Source organism: Rhodococcus spongiicola, from assembly GCF_004011835.1.
Classification (GTDB): domain Bacteria; phylum Actinomycetota; class Actinomycetes; order Mycobacteriales; family Mycobacteriaceae; genus Prescottella; species Prescottella spongiicola.
The window spans coordinates 942078-956897 of record NZ_RKLN01000001.1 but is presented as its reverse complement, the minus strand read 5'-3'; the positions used below and the strand labels follow the sequence as shown (position 1 = coordinate 956897).

At 66.3% G+C, this 14820-nt stretch carries 17 protein-coding genes; all 17 read left to right on the top strand.

Annotation, left to right across the window (positions count from 1 at the left end):
- Nucleotides 1-69: 69 nt before the first annotated feature.
- Complete coding sequence (folE, locus tag EF834_RS04465; protein ID WP_408014461.1) at nucleotides 70-648, top strand: GTP cyclohydrolase I FolE; 579 nt, start codon at nucleotides 70-72, stop codon at nucleotides 646-648.
- Nucleotides 649-680: 32 nt separating this feature from the next.
- Nucleotides 681-1505 (top strand): dihydropteroate synthase, encoded by an 825-nt coding sequence (gene folP / locus EF834_RS04460; RefSeq protein ID WP_127946076.1) that lies wholly within the window; start codon nucleotides 681-683, stop codon nucleotides 1503-1505.
- A 3-nt stretch (nucleotides 1506-1508) separates the two neighbouring features.
- Nucleotides 1509-1901 (top strand): dihydroneopterin aldolase, encoded by a 393-nt coding sequence (folB, locus tag EF834_RS04455; protein ID WP_127945971.1) that lies wholly within the window; start codon nucleotides 1509-1511, stop codon nucleotides 1899-1901.
- Complete coding sequence (gene folK / locus EF834_RS04450; protein ID WP_127945970.1) at nucleotides 1898-2404, top strand: 2-amino-4-hydroxy-6-hydroxymethyldihydropteridine diphosphokinase; 507 nt, start codon at nucleotides 1898-1900, stop codon at nucleotides 2402-2404. Before folB ends, folK begins: the two co-directional genes overlap by 4 nt.
- Nucleotides 2405-2409: 5 nt before the next feature.
- Nucleotides 2410-2877, top strand: a complete 468-nt coding sequence (locus EF834_RS04445; protein ID WP_127945969.1) for a DUF3180 domain-containing protein — start codon at nucleotides 2410-2412, stop codon at nucleotides 2875-2877.
- Nucleotides 2878-2958: 81 nt separating this feature from the next.
- Nucleotides 2959-4089, top strand: a complete 1131-nt coding sequence (locus EF834_RS04440) for a DUF6779 domain-containing protein (protein ID WP_127945968.1) — start codon at nucleotides 2959-2961, stop codon at nucleotides 4087-4089.
- A 160-nt stretch (nucleotides 4090-4249) separates the two neighbouring features.
- The gene (locus EF834_RS04435) at nucleotides 4250-5176 is read left to right on the top strand and encodes a Rossmann-like and DUF2520 domain-containing protein (RefSeq protein ID WP_127945967.1); all 927 of its coding nucleotides are present in this window, start codon (nucleotides 4250-4252) and stop codon (nucleotides 5174-5176) included.
- Nucleotides 5177-5183: 7 nt separating this feature from the next.
- Complete coding sequence (gene panC / locus EF834_RS04430) at nucleotides 5184-6143, top strand: pantoate--beta-alanine ligase (protein ID WP_127945966.1); 960 nt, start codon at nucleotides 5184-5186, stop codon at nucleotides 6141-6143.
- A gap of 17 nt (nucleotides 6144-6160) precedes the next feature.
- Nucleotides 6161-6583 carry an aspartate 1-decarboxylase gene (gene panD, locus EF834_RS04425; protein ID WP_127945965.1) on the top strand — a complete coding sequence of 141 codons (423 nt, stop codon included), beginning with the start codon at nucleotides 6161-6163 and terminating at the stop codon, nucleotides 6581-6583.
- A gap of 4 nt (nucleotides 6584-6587) precedes the next feature.
- Entirely contained in the window at nucleotides 6588-7400 is an 813-nt protein-coding gene (locus EF834_RS04420) for a type III pantothenate kinase (protein ID WP_127945964.1), read from the top strand.
- Nucleotides 7401-7553: 153 nt separating this feature from the next.
- Nucleotides 7554-7802, top strand: a complete 249-nt coding sequence (locus tag EF834_RS18450) for a hypothetical protein (RefSeq protein ID WP_235870982.1) — start codon at nucleotides 7554-7556, stop codon at nucleotides 7800-7802.
- Nucleotides 7799-8221, top strand: coding sequence for a rhodanese-like domain-containing protein (locus tag EF834_RS04410; protein WP_127945963.1), 423 nt, complete (start codon nucleotides 7799-7801; stop codon nucleotides 8219-8221). Before EF834_RS18450 ends, EF834_RS04410 begins: the two co-directional genes overlap by 4 nt.
- An 84-nt stretch (nucleotides 8222-8305) precedes the next feature.
- Nucleotides 8306-9817: a lysine--tRNA ligase gene (gene lysS, locus EF834_RS04405; protein ID WP_127945962.1), complete on the top strand. Its 1512-nt coding sequence runs from the start codon at nucleotides 8306-8308 to the stop codon at nucleotides 9815-9817.
- A 131-nt stretch (nucleotides 9818-9948) separates the two neighbouring features.
- Nucleotides 9949-10293: a histone-like nucleoid-structuring protein Lsr2 gene (locus EF834_RS04400; protein ID WP_127945961.1), complete on the top strand. Its 345-nt coding sequence runs from the start codon at nucleotides 9949-9951 to the stop codon at nucleotides 10291-10293.
- Nucleotides 10294-10364: 71 nt separating this feature from the next.
- Nucleotides 10365-11303 carry an esterase/lipase family protein gene (locus EF834_RS04395; RefSeq protein WP_127946075.1) on the top strand — a complete coding sequence of 313 codons (939 nt, stop codon included), beginning with the start codon at nucleotides 10365-10367 and terminating at the stop codon, nucleotides 11301-11303.
- A 95-nt stretch (nucleotides 11304-11398) separates the two neighbouring features.
- A complete protein-coding gene (locus tag EF834_RS04390) occupies nucleotides 11399-13297 on the top strand; it encodes a hypothetical protein (protein WP_408014460.1) in 1899 nt (632 codons plus the stop codon).
- A complete protein-coding gene (locus EF834_RS04385) occupies nucleotides 13294-14490 on the top strand; it encodes an acyltransferase family protein (protein ID WP_268960914.1) in 1197 nt (398 codons plus the stop codon). The genes EF834_RS04390 and EF834_RS04385 overlap by 4 nt, the downstream gene beginning before the upstream one ends.
- The last annotated feature ends 330 nt before the right edge of the window (nucleotides 14491-14820 follow it).

The window sequence follows — 14820 nt, the reverse complement described above, 5'->3', positions numbered from 1 at the left end:
CGCTGAGCCCCAATACTGGAGGTACGTCGGTTGTCGGTGAATCAGCTGGGGAGTGAGTCGGTAGCGCTCATGACTGGGAGGCCGTTCGATCAGGCGCGCGCCGAGGCGGCCGTGCGCGAGCTGCTGATCGCGGTAGGCGAGGATCCCGATCGTCCGGGGCTCCTCGACACTCCGGCTCGGGTGGCCCGCGCCTACCGCGAAGTATTCGCCGGCCTCTATACCGATCCTGACGACGTCCTCGACACGACGTTCGACGAGGGCCATCAAGAACTCGTGCTGGTCCGAGACATCCCGTTGTACTCGACATGCGAGCATCACCTCGTCTCGTTCCACGGGGTCGCGCACATCGGCTACATTCCCGGGCCGACGGGCCGGCTGACGGGACTGTCGAAGCTGGCGCGGCTGGTGGATCTGTACGCCAAGCGCCCGCAGGTGCAGGAACGGCTCACCAGCCAGATCGCGGACGCCCTCATGAGCAAACTCGATCCGCGTGGTGTGATCGTCGTGGTCGAGGCCGAGCATCTGTGCATGGCGATGCGCGGCATCCGTAAGCCGGGCGCGAGCACCACGACGTCAGCGGTGCGTGGGCAGTTTCAGACGAGCTCCGCCTCCCGCGCCGAGGCTCTCGATCTGATCCTCCGCAGGTGATCGCCCTACCTGACCTCGGACGTCCCATCGTCATGGGAGTCCTCAACGTGACTGTCGATTCGTTTTCCGACGGCGGCAAATTCCTCGACCGCGACGCCGCTGTCGAGCACGGCCTGCACCTGCAGCGACTCGGGGTCGACGTCGTCGACGTCGGTGGCGAGTCGACTCGCCCGGGTGCTACCCGTGTCGATCCCGAGGTCGAGGCGGGACGGGTTGTACCGGTAATCGCCGCACTCGCTGCCGAGGGTGTAACCGTCAGCGTCGACACGATGCGGGCGTCGGTGGCTCGAGCGGCGATCGAAGCCGGAGTATCGATAGTCAACGACGTCTCCGGTGGCCGCGCGGATGTCGACATGGCACGCGTCGTCGCGGAGGCCCACGTGCCCTGGATACTGATGCACTGGCGTCCCGCGGGCGAGTTCGTTCACGCCGGTGGATCGTCGCATTACGACGACGTGGTCCGTGAGGTGCGCGACGAGTTGATGGTTCAGGTGGACGCCGCGGTGGCGGCCGGCGTGGACCCGAGAGCGCTCGTGCTCGATCCGGGCCTCGGTTTCGTCAAGGCCGCCGACCACAACTGGCAGCTTCTGCACCGACTTCCCGAACTGGCCGAACTGGGGTTCCCGGTCCTCATCGGGGCGTCCCGCAAGCGGTTCCTCGGGTCGCTGCTGGCAAGTGCGGACGGAACCGACCGGCCGCCGTCCGGCCGCGAAGTCGCGACCGCAGTGATCTCGGCCCTGGCGGTCACGAACGGCGCCTGGGGTGTGCGGGTCCACGACGCCCAGGCGTCGCTCGACGCGATAGCCGTCGCGGGTGCCTGGGAGCGGGGTAGTCAACGTTCGGGAGCCGGGAGGTGACGGATGAATGACATCTGTGGCGATCGAATCGAGTTGCGGGGACTGAAGGTCCGCGGCAACCATGGCGTCTTCGATCATGAGAAGCGGGACGGGCAGGAGTTTTTCGTCGACGTGACTCTGTGGATGGATCTCGCGCCGGCCGCGGCGTCCGACAACCTCGAGGACACCTTCGACTACGGTGATCTCGCCCGGCGCGCGGCCGCGATCGTCGCGGGACCGTCGCGGGATCTCATCGAGACCGTCGCCGGGGAGGTCGCCGACGACGTCATGCGTGATGCGCGCGTCCAGCGTGTCGAGGTGGTGCTGCACAAGCCGTCCGCACCGATTCCGTTGACGTTCGCGGACGTCGCTGTGGTTGCTACACGGTCGCGCACCGCTGCCGAGGCCACCTGTTGAGCCGGGCGGTGCTGTCCATCGGTTCCAACATCGGGGACAGCCTCGCGTATCTGCAGACGGTGGTGGACGGCCTGCGTGAGTGGATCGTCGCGATCTCACCCGTTTATGCGACGGCGCCGTGGGGTGGCGTCGAACAGCAGGACTTCCTCAATGCCATCCTGATCGTGGACGATCCCGGCGCCGACTGTCGGAACTGGTTGCGGCGCGGACAGCAACTCGAGGCCGCGGCGGAGCGGGTGCGGGAGCAACGTTGGGGCCCACGCACATTGGATGTGGACGTCGTGACGTGCGACGGGATCTGCAGCGATGATCCCGAGCTGACGCTGCCTCATCCACGCGCCCTCGAGCGGGCGTTCGTGTTGGTTCCGTGGCTCGATGTCGAACCGGATGCGACCCTCGACGTCGATGGGACCGAAGTGCGGGTCGACGACTTGCTCGGACGTCTCGACGTGGCCGAAAGGGCCGGAGTTCGACGGACGACGCGGCAACTGGAACTACGGTAGCTGTGATGAAACCGACCCGGATCTGGGACTTGTTATCGCTGGCACTGCTCGCCGCGGTGGCGACCTGGTTGCTGGTCCGTGTCGCGTACGGGTCCATTCCCCCGATTCCCGTCTACGCCGGGGCGTCGCTGTACCCGGTTGCCCTCATCGAGGCGGTGCTGGCGTTCGTGATCCGGGCGAGGATTCGCGACCACGCGATCGGTCCTGGTCCCCGACAGTTGCATCCGATCACGGCCGCGCGCACAGCAGCGCTGGCGAAGGCGTCGGCGCTGGTCGGTGCCGCCAGTGCGGGCGTATGGGCGGGATTGCTCGTCTATCTGTGGCCGCAGCGCTCACAGCTGCGGGCCGCGGTGTCCGACAGTCCGGGTGCGATCGTCGGTCTGGTCGCGGCGGTCCTGCTGGTGCTGGCGGCCCTTTGGCTCGAGCGCTGTTGCCGGACGCCCGACGTGCCGCCCGACGAGCCAGCTCCCTGATCTCTCCGGGCGGCCCAGACAGATTGTACCTACTATTGTATCCGGATTGGGTTACGGGCGCGTGCGGCTACCCTGATTTGCATGACGGTTTCGGGTCGCGCCAAGTCGGTACGCCGCAATCGACGCACTACGAGCCAGATGATAAGTGCCGGGCTTGTGTCGCTCGCCGTTGCGGCGTCACTGTTCATGATCTTCAGCGACAGCGTCAAACTGCTTCGGGTAGGCCTGGTCGTCGCGTTGTGGGCCGCAACGTTGGGTGCGATAGCGATGACCAAGTACCGGCGCGAGTCCGCTCGGGAAAAGGCGAAGGTTCGTGACCTGCAGAAGGTGTACGAACTACAGCTGGAGCGCGAGATCAGCGCACGCCGCGAGTACGAGCTCGGGGTAGAGGTCCGGGTTCGGGGCGAGATGGCTGCCGAAGCCGAGACCATCAAGGCGCTTCGCGACGAGCTCTCTGCACTTCGCCGGAACCTCGAGATGCTCTTCGACGGTCGGCTACCGGAGGACCGCGTGGCGTTGCGCGCGGAGTCGACACGAGTCCAGGAGTTGGCGGGTAGCTACCACCCCGCCGCGTCCGGCCTATTCGTTCCGGGCGCTCAGCCTCCCGGCCCCAATGCTCACCTGTCCGGCCCCGATGCTCAGGTTCCCAGCCCCGATCTGACGCGGCACCCGACGCCCCAGGGTCCCGGTTTCGCAACCCCGTACGACGACCCGGTCACGGCGGAGACGACTGCCGTGATTCCGGCGATAGACGTCGAGGCCGTTGACGGTCTTGTCGTCAACGACTTCGACAGATCCGCCGTCAACCACCTCGACAGCCCTATGGCCAACCACAGAGCCGGTGCGGCCGCCGAGAGCACCGCCGCGGACATTGTCCTCGGCGGCCCGGAGACTCCGCTGGAAGAGCCTCTTGTTGCGAGACTGGCGCCCGAGTACGGCCTTGGTCCGATGGGCGAGACCGCTGAGCCGAAGGCCGAGCCGCCCACGCCCGCCGCCCCGTCACACACACCGGAACGGGACGAACAGGGACAGTTCAGGGTTTCTCACTCCGAGACGCCGCGGCCGGTGTCGCGTCGCGCGCGCCGGCTGGCCGAGGACTCCGGTGGCGCGCACACGAACGGCCTTTCGGTTGCCGAGATCATGGCGAACCTCAAATCCGACGACACGGGGGAGGGCGCGGTGCCCCCGCACACACGTCATCGCGCCGAGTAGCCCACCGCAGGGTAGCGCCGGCGAGATCGAACTCGCTCTCGCCGCCAAGTGAGCCGTAGATCACGTCGGTGGCCAGTGGTCCGCGTCTTCCCACGCGCTATTCTCTCCGCAGGACGTCTGGTACCCGCCGTGCGGGACTGGAACGAACGAGAGGACGAAAGTGGCCTCCTTTGGGATCGCCAACGGTCCCGCGCCTGCACGACTGACGATCGGTATCGTCTCGGCGGGACGGGTCGGGACAGCAATCGGCGCCGCGCTGGAGCGAGTCGGGCACGTCGTTGTCGCCTGCTCAGCCGTTTCCGGCGCCTCCGTTCATCGTGCGCAGACACGACTCCCTGACACTGAGATCCTGCCCGTTCCCGAGGTCGCGGCCCGCGCAGAGCTGCTGATCCTCGCGGTTCCCGACGACGAACTCGCCGGACTGGTGGGCGGACTGGCGGCAACCGAGTCGGTTCGCCGCGGCACGATCGTCGTCCACACTTCCGGCGCTAACGGCATCGGCATTCTCGCACCGCTCTCCGAGCAGGGCATCGTGCCGCTGGCGATCCATCCCGCGATGACCTTCACCGGCCACATCGAGGACACCGTCCGGCTGTCCGACGCGTGTTTCGGGATCACAGCGGCCGACGACATCGGCTATGCGATCGGGCAGTCGCTCGTCCTGGAGATCGGTGGCGAGCCGGTACGGGTCCGCGAGGACGTCCGCCCGCTCTATCACGCAGCCCTCGCGCACGGCAGCAACCACCTCGTGACGCTCGTCGTCGACGCGGTCGCGGCGCTGCGGGTCGCGCTCGAGGGGCAGGAACTGCTGGGCCAGGAACTCGTCGGTGACGACCCGAACGGGCTGCCGGAACGGGTGCTGGGTCCGCTGCTGTCGGCGGCCCTCGACAACGCCCTGCGGCGCGGGCAGTCTGCGCTGACCGGACCCGTGGCGCGCGGTGACGCGGACGCCGTTGCGAAGCACCTCGAGGTGCTCGAGGACGTCGACCCGAGGCTGGCCGCGGGATACCGGGCCTTTGCACTGCGGACTGCGCAGCGCGCGGGGGCGAAGCCGGAACTGATGGACATGCTCGAAGATGGAGGATGAGCCGAGGATGAGCACTGGGAACGATGCTCCTGCAGTGCAGGGCGGATTCAAGCGCGGCGAACTGACCGTGCACCACGACCCCGAGGTCATGACGCGGGTGTCGAAGGCGCTGCGCGGTGTCGGGCGCCAGGTGGCGCTGGTCCCCACCATGGGTGCCCTGCATGCCGGTCACCTCGAGCTGGTGCGACAGGCGAAGCTGACCGGCGCCGTCGTGATCGTGTCGATCTTCGTCAATCCGCTGCAGTTCGGTGCGGGCGAGGATCTGGACGCCTACCCGCGCACCCTCGAGGCGGATCTGGAACTGCTGCGCGAGGTCGGGGTCGAGCTGGTCTTCGCTCCGACGGCCTCCACGATGTACCCCGACGGCCCCCGTGCCACCGTCCTCCCGGGACCGCTCGGTGCCGACCTCGAGGGCAAGAGCCGACCGACGCACTTCGCGGGCATGCTCACGGTCGTCGCCAAGCTGCTCCAGATCGCGGCGCCCAACGCCGCGTTCTTCGGCGAGAAGGATTACCAGCAGCTCGCACTGATCAGGCAGATGGTGCGCGATCTCAACTTCGACGTGCGGATCGTCGGCGTTCCCACGGTCCGTGAGCAGGACGGTCTGGCACTGTCCTCGAGGAATCGCTACCTCGACCCGGAGCAGAGGCAGCTGGCCACCACGCTGTCGGCTGCGCTGGTCGCCGGCGCACACGCCGCGTCCGGCGGGGCGGAGGGGATCCTCGCCGCCGCACGCGAGGTGCTCGCCTCCGCGCCCGAGGTCGAGGTGGACTACCTCGAGGTCCGCGGTGTGGATCTCGGTCCGGCGCCCGAGCGCGGCGACGGCCGGCTCCTCGTCGCGGCGCGGTTCGGCGACACCCGACTGATCGACAACGTCGGTGTAGCGGTCGGTACCGGGTTCCTCGAGCGAGACACCACCGACCCCGCCACGTCCTCCTACCCAGTCGACGACCTCCTCTCCCACTGAATACCGAAGGGCCGAACATGCTGCGCACCATGATGAAGTCGAAGATCCACCGTGCCACGGTCACGCACGCCGACCTGCACTACGTCGGCTCGGTGACCGTCGACCAGGACCTGATGGAGGCCGCCGACCTGCTCGAGGGTGAGCAGGTCACGATCGTCGACATCGACAACGGCGCCCGCCTCGAGACCTACGTGATCACTGGTCAGCGGGGCTCGGGTGTCATCGGGATCAATGGTGCTGCAGCACATCTGGTCAACCCGGGTGATCTGGTCATCCTCATCGCATACGGCGTGATGGACGAACAAGAGATCCGCGAGTACTCGCCACGAGTCGTGTTCGTCGACGGCGACAACAAGCCGGTCGACCTCGGATCGGACCCGGCGCACGCGCCCGAGGGCTCCGGTCTGGTCACGCCGCGGATGCTCTCCAGTCTGGTGTAGGGCGGTGCTTCTCACCGTCGATGTCCGGAACACCAACATCGTTCTTGGACTCTTCACCGGCACCGGCTCCAACTCGAAGTTGGTGCAGGACTGGCGAATGCGGACCGATGCGCGGCTGACCGCCGACGAGTTGGCGCTCAAGTTCCGCGGACTGCTCGGCCGGCACGTCGATCAGATCACCGGTGTCTCCGCACTCTCGACGGTGCCGTCGGTGCTGCGCGAGATACGCGTAATGCTCGGCCGGTACTGGGATCACGTCCCGCATGTGGTCGTGGAACCCGGCGTGCGCACCGGGGTCCCACTGCTGGTGGACAATCCCAAGGAAGTGGGCGCCGACCGCATCGTCAACGCCCTTGCAGTACACCACATGTACGAGAGTGCCTGCATCGTAGTAGATTTCGGCACGTCGACGTGTGTCGACGTGGTATCCGCGAAGGGTGAATTCCTCGGCGGCGCCATCGCGCCCGGCCTCGAGATCTCTACGGACGCATTGGCGTCGCAGTCCGCGGCATTGCGCAAGGTCGAACTGCTCCGGCCCCGGTCGGTGGTCGGCAAGAACACGGTCGAGTGCATGCAGTCGGGCGCCGTCTTCGGATTCGCTGGTCTGGTAGACGGTTTGGTGTGCCGAGTTCGGCGCGAACTCGGAGCCTTCAGCGGTCCGGACGTCGCGGTGATCGCGACGGGGGACAGTGCGCCGCTGATCATGCCCGAGTGCGAGACCATCGAGCATCACGAGCCCGACCTCACGCTCGAAGGTCTTCGCCTGGTCTACGAGCGAAATCTCGCACGGAGGAAGTCGCGCCGCAGCGAGCTCTGACCACCCGAGTAGCCGGCGTCACTCGAACGAGGGGGTTCCCCCGACGTCGATGTTGTGTCAGAATGCTCGACGTGTTCCGTTGCATGAGTGCCCAGGAGTGTTGTCGAGGCTGAACGCTGCCTCGATCGTTTTCACTCTCCTGGAGCTCTACTCGTGCATTCTGCATATTCTTTAGGCGTCCGCACGTCTGCACACGTTGCGGCCTCGCTGCCCACGCCACTGCTTCCCGCTGATCTGCGGCGGATGACCGATCACGGCGCCTCGGACGCGCATGCGCATTCACTGCCGCTCGCCGCTGTGTCCTACTACGCAGCCATGAACTACTACGAGGTCGCCGGGCACGGGGCGTTGCGTCGCGCTCGCGCCGAGCTGACCGATCTGCTCGAAGGAAGCCTGAAGTGACCATCGACCAAATGCTCGACGACGCCCGCACCCACATCGATCGCATGTACGTCTTCGAGATCGCCGAGGCCGTCCGACGCGGCGCGATCTTCGTGGACATCCGACCCCAGGCCCAGCGGGCGCTCGAGGGCACGCTGCCGGGCGCGCTCGCGGTCGAGCGAAACGTGCTCGAGTGGCGCCTGGACCCGACCAGCAGCGCCCACCTTGCGCTCGCTGTCGACCACGACGTGGAGTGGGTGATCGTGTGCTCCGAGGGGTACACCTCGAGCCTCGCGGCCGCTGCCCTTCGGCAGCTCGGGCTGCACAAGGCCACCGACCTTGTCGGCGGCTACAAGGCCATCAAGGCGGCCGGCCTGCAGGGTGCCCTGCTCGGGCAGCGGCACTGCGTCCGGGACTTGGCCACGGTTTCGGCGCACTGACCGGATCCCCGTTCGACGCCCTTCGGGGCCGCCGTGCTACCGGCTCACACGCTCGGCGAATGCGGCCCTATAGTCTTGTACCCCGTGAGTGATGCACCTTCCCAGCCAGTCGACGACACCCCCGAGCAGCTCCGGATCCGCCGCGAGAAGCGGGAGCGTCTGCTCGCCCAAGGCCAGGAGCCGTACCCGGTATCGGTTCCGCGCACTCATTCGCTCTCGGAGATCCGCGCCAAGTACCCCGAACTGGAGGCGGACTCGAGCACCGGCGACATGGTCGGCGTGGTCGGCCGTGTCATCTTCCTCCGTAACACCGGCAAGCTGTGCTTCGCGACCCTGCAAGAGGGGGACGGAACTCAGCTGCAGGCGATGTTGAGCCTCGCGAAGATCGGCGAGGACGCCCTTGCGGCGTGGAAGTCCGACGTCGATCTCGGCGATTTCGTGTTCATCCACGGCGAGGTCATCAGCTCGCGGCGCGGAGAGCTGAGCGTGATGGCCGACGCGTGGCAGATCGCGGCCAAGGCACTGCGTCCGCTGCCGGTCGCGCACAAGGAGATGAACGAGGAGTCCCGGGTGCGGCAGCGCTACGCGGATCTCATCGTCCGTCCACAAGCCCGCGAGATGGCGCGCAAGCGGGTCGAGGTCGTTCGGGAGTTGCGCAACGCGCTCGAGCGTCGCGGCTTCCTCGAGGTCGAGACGCCGATGCTGCAGACACTGCACGGCGGTGCGGCGGCGCGGCCGTTTGTGACTCACTCGAACGCCCTCGACATCGATTTGTATCTGCGAATCGCGCCGGAATTGTTCCTCAAGCGCTGCGTCGTCGGCGGTATCGAAAAGGTCTTCGAGGTCAACCGAAACTTCCGCAACGAGGGTGTGGACTCGACGCACTCACCGGAGTTCGCGATGCTCGAGACGTACGAGGCGTACGGCACTTACGACGATTCCGCGAAGATGATCCGCGAACTCGTCCAGGAGGTTGCGCAGGGCGCGTTCGGCTCCCAGGTCGTCACGCTCGCCGACGGCTCCGAATACGACCTCAGCGGCGAATGGAAAACGATGGAGATGTATCCGTCGCTGTCCGAGGCGATCAGCGTCGAGGTCACCCCGGACACCCCCGTCGAGGACCTGTTGGCACTGGCTGCGAAGGTCGGCCTCGAGATCCCCAAGGACAAGGGATACGGGCACGGCAAGCTCGTCGAGGAACTGTGGGAACACCAGTGCGGCGACCAGCTGTACGAGCCCACCTTCGTGCGGAACTACCCGGTCGAGACGTCGCCACTCACCCGTCAGCACCGGAGCCTGCCGGGTGTGACGGAGAAGTGGGATCTCTACATCCGCGGATTCGAACTCGCGACGGGGTATTCGGAGTTGGTCGACCCGATCATTCAACGTGAGCGTTTCATGGATCAGGCGCGCCTCGCCGCGGCCGGCGACGACGAGGCGATGATTCTCGACGAGGAGTTCCTCGCTGCGATGGAGCAGGGTATGCCGCCTACCACCGGAACCGGTATGGGAATCGATCGCCTTCTGATGGCACTTACTGGATTGGGAATCAGGGAAACCATCTTGTTCCCAATTGTCCGACCATCGACTCGTTGACCTGAGTTCAAAACCCTGGTTAATGATGAGCCATCATTTTCGAGGATTCAGGGTACTATTGCTTTCGAGTTGCCCCGGCTGGGACGCTTTGCGTCCGAGCGACGACGCGTCATTCGGAAGGAATCGGCCCCATGGCAAAGAAGGTCATTGAAACGCTCATCGATGACGTCGATCCGGATACCACCGCCGATGAAACAGTCGAGTTCGGCCTGGACGGGGTTGCGTACGAGATCGATCTGTCCTCCGAGAACGCAGCAAGGTTGCGCGAGGAACTCGACATGTGGGTTTCGCATGCACGCAAGGTGACGAGTCGTCGCCGTGGTGGCAGAGGGGGGACTCGTGCGGGGTCCCGCGGCGGCGCCGACCGAGAGCACAGTGCAAAGGTTCGCGAATGGGCCAAGAACCAGGGGCTCAACGTCTCCACGCGCGGTCGGATCTCCGCCGAAATTACCGAGGCGTACAACCAGGCTCACTGAATCACGGTCGCAACACGGCTCGGGGATCGCTCCCTCTGTAAAGGGGTCTGCTAACATCACGCCCCGTGCAGCTGAGACGATTCATTGCGGGCGTACTTCTTTCTGCGTTGACACTGCTTGGTGTGGCGGTGCCGGCAACGGCCCAGGAGGCCTACCCGGTGCCCTACAACTTCCTTGCAGGAATTTCGCTGGAATTGAGTAATCCGGGCGGGTCCGCGCCCGGCTCGAACGACTGGTCATGCAAACCGTCCGATGAGCGCCCGAATCCCGTGGTGTTGGTGCACGGAACCTTTGGCAACCGCCAAGACAATTGGGGTTCGTTTGCTCCGCTTCTCGCGAACGAGGGGTATTGCGTCTTCGCGCTCACTTACGGCGCACTCGAGGATCAGCCGTGGCCGATTTCAGCGATCGGCGGATTGAAGCCCATCGAAGAGAGCGCCGAGCAACTCCGTGAGTTCGTCGACCGCGTCCTGCAGGAGACCGGCGCGGAGAAGGTCGATCTGATCGGCCATTCCCAGGGCACCCTGATGCCGACCTACTACGTCCAGCAACTCGGCGGTGCCGACAAGATCGACAAGTACGTGTCGCTGGCGCCGCTGTGGGACGGCACAGACGGGTCCGGTGGAGACAGTTCGATGGACACTCTGATGGATGCCATGAGCGCCCTGATCGATGACGGAAGCGGCGAGTTCTGCCTGGCGTGCCCGCAGATGGCGACAGGCTCGGAGTTCTTGCAGGCGCTGCAGGCGAACGGAATCTACGCGCCCGAGGTGACCTACACCAACATCCTGACTCGCTACGACCAAGTGATCGTCCCCTACACCAGCGGGTATCTCGAGGGGCCCAACGCGACCAACATCGTCTTGCAGGACGACTGCAGCACGAACTTCGGTGAGCATCTTGCTGTTGCCGCGGATTCCGTCGCAGCCGCGCACGTTCTGAACGCTCTGGATCCGGACAACCAACGTTCGGTACCGTGCCAGTTCGTGGTGCCGATCGTGGGCGGCTGAGCTTCACCCGCTGTCTCACTCGGACCGTCCGCTTGGAATGATCTGCGCGGACGGGGTTCCGTCCCGGCGCCGCGTTCTGTGGAAGGAGTGTGTGCGTGCGAGCGGTTCCGGACGTCGGCGCGAACGAGGTCGTCGAGTCCGACCCCCGTTCGCCTGGGAGTCGGCAGTCGTCACCGACTAGGAGTCGATGGCCGTCACTGACTAGAAGTCGGCAGTGGTCACTGACCACCCGGAAGGTGCTCGTCGCGGCGCTGGCACTCATCGCCCTGCAGATCGTGGTTCGATCCGCCGTAGCGTTCTCGGGCGACTTCTACTGGGACGACCTCATCCTGATCAGCCGCTCAGGCGAGTTTCCTGCGCTGTCGGCTGACTTACTCTTCTACGACCACGACGGTCATTTCATGCCGGCGGCCTTCCTGGTCGCGTGGCTGTCGACGGCGGCGGCACCGCTGAGCTGGACGGTGCCGGCGGTGACGCTGGTCGTGGGGCAGGCGCTCGCGTCGCTTGCGGTGCTGCGGATCCTGCGCCTGCTGCTGGGCACCCGGCCGGTGCTGCTGCTGCCGTTGGCGTTCTACCTGTTCTCCCCGCTCACGCTGCCGTCGTTCGCGTGGTGGGCGGCAGGACTCAACTCCTTGCCGATGCAGATCGCGCTGGCCTGGGTGGCGGGTGACGCGATCCGGCTGTGCCGGACCGGACGTGCCCGGTTCGCGGTGTCGGGCGCTGTCGTGACGGCGCTGTCGTTGGCGTTCTTCGAGAAGTCGATTCTGGTACCGGTGGTCGCTTTCGTGGCGGTCACGCTCGCATACCGAGTCGACGGTATCGAGCGTCCGATCCACACAGCACTGAACCGAGGGAAGTCGCTGTGGATCCCCCTCGCGGTGGTGGTCGCGCTGTGGGCGGCGGCGTACTTGTACTTCACGGACTCTCGGTTCGTGGTGCCCAGCGCCTCCCAGACTGCGGGGCTTGCTCACCACGGCACCTCGCTGGGCCTGGTGCCGACGTTGCTCGGCGGGCCATGGAGCTGGGATCGCTGGCCTCCGAGCCCGCCGTGGGCCACGCCGCCTACGGTTCTCGTCGTCCTCGGCTGGACGGCGGTGGCGGCGGCGCTCGTGTGGTCGCTGCGGTATCGGCAGCGCACGGTCGGCGTCTGGGTGTCGATGGCGGCGTACGTCGCGGTGTCCGAGGCGGCGATGATCCTGACCCGCTCCGGCCCCGACACCGCGTACGAGTTGGCCCAGACACTGCGCTACGTCGCCGACAGTGCGGTCGTGATCGCGATCGGCTGGGCGCTGATCGTGCGGGCGCCTCGCAAACGAGCGGTGCGTCCGCTCCCGCGGCCTCGGCCCGTTCTCGTCGTCGGCTTGGTGGCCCTGTTCATCGCGAGCAGCCTGTGGTCGACGGCGACCTTCGTGCAGCGCTGGCGCGACAACCCGACCGTGGACTACCTTGCGAACGGCCGCGCCGCACTCGCTGCGAATCAGGAGACCCCGTTGCTGGATCAGCCCGCGTCGATCTATGTCCTGCTTCCCGTCGCGTACCCGCACAACCTGGCGAGCCGCATCTTCGGCCCGCTGCACGATCGCCCCGAGTTCGGGCGGTCGACGGACGATCTGCAGGTTTTCGATGACTCCGGGCATTTGATCCCGGGCGCCGTCGTGCGGATCCGCAGCATCGGGCAGGGTCCCGTCCCCGAATGCGGCTATCGCATCGAGAACGACATGGTAGATCTGCCGCTCGACGGCCCGCTCATCGACTGGGAGTGGACGGCCCAGCTCAACTATTTCGCGAGCACCGACGGCACCATCGAAGTCAGCTTGAATCGGAGCGGGGACACGGTGACGGTTCCGGTACAGGCCGGGCTCAACCAGGCGTTCGTGAGACTGTTGGGGGCGGGTGACGGAATTCGGATCAGCCCGGTGACTCCGGGGCTGGAGATGTGCATCGGTGCCGGCCCCGTCGGGGCCGTTGCGCCGGCGCCGGAGGCGGGATCGTGACGGCCCCCACCGGTGAGGCGACGGCCGGATACGTGAAGTCGCTGACCGGCCTGCGCGCGATCGCGGCGCTGATGGTGATCTTTGCGCACGCCGGGTTCTGGACCGGTCGGTACACGCCCGATCTCGCCGGTGCCGCGTTCTCCCGGCTCGAGGTCGGCGTCACGATGTTCATGGTGCTGTCGGGATTCCTGCTGGCGCGACCTTGGCTGAAGGCTGCCGCGGGGCAGGGGGAGTTGCCGTCGACGCGGATCTACGCGTGGCGCCGGGTGCGACGAATCCTGCCGGCGTACTGGATCACCATCATCGCGACCTACGCGATCTTCCTGTTCCGGGAGGACCCTGGAGAAACGGGGAAGGGCTGGTCCGGGTTCCTGCGGAACATGACCTTCACCCAGATCTACGGGGCCGGGCACATGCACACCGGGCTGACCCAGATGTGGAGCCTCGCGGTCGAGGTGGCCTTCTACCTCTTGCTGCCGGTGATCGGGTGGTTCCTGGTGGTGGTCGTCTGCCGCCGGCGGTGGCATCCCGTCCGCCTCGCGGTCGCCCTGCTCGTTCTCGTTGCGATCACGCCGCTGTGGACGCTGATCACCCACAACACCGACATCGACTTCACGGCCCGGCTTTGGCTGCCGGGGTTCATCGCCTGGTTCGCCGGCGGCATGTTGCTCGCGCTGGCCTCCGTAACGCTGAAGCGCTGCAACCCGTACGGGATGGGTCTGCTGGCGATCTACTTCCTGCTACTCGTGTGCACACCCCTGGCGGGGGAAGCGACCATCGTGCCCATGGACGCCACCGAGGCGGTCACCAAGTCGATGCTGTACCTGCTGTTCGCGACGGCATTGATAGCGCCGCTCGTCATCGGTGACCGGCCGGGACCGCTCGGTCGCCTGTCCTCGTCGGCCCCGATGGTGTGGCTCGGCGAGATCTCCTACGAGATCTTCCTCGTGCACCTCGTGGTGCTGGAATTCGTCGTCGACATGCTCGGCTACCAGACGTTCCAGGGCTCGACGGTCGGTGTCTTCGTCGTCACGGTCGCGTTCTCCGTCCCGATTGCCTGGGCGCTGCACCGAACCCTGTTGCGTTTCATCGACAGCGGTCCCCGGCAAGAGCGTCGACCGATGAAGGTGTCCTGGCGCGAGACCAGTGCCGTCGACGAGAAGGCCGCGCTTACTCCCACCCGAGCTGACTGACAGAGAGCGTCGACAAGCTCAGAAATCGGTCGCAAGATCGTCGGCATCCCGGCCGCTCGACGCCGTGTTCGCTTCAGGCGTACAGGCGGCGGGAAACGATTCCGCGACCTGCGACGTTGAGGAGTTCATGCAGGTTCGCTCCACTCGCTCGACGGGCGGAGGAGCGGCAGGCCGAAGAGTGGCCCACTAGAGTGTGAAGTGGGGTCGTGGAACCTTCGGTTCCGGAGGCCGTCAGCCTGTTGTGCCGGAGCGAAACTCGGCGGGAAGGTGCGAGACACCGAGAGAGGCGGGGCCTCGTACCTGGACCACCGGAAAATGTGAGGGAGAGCG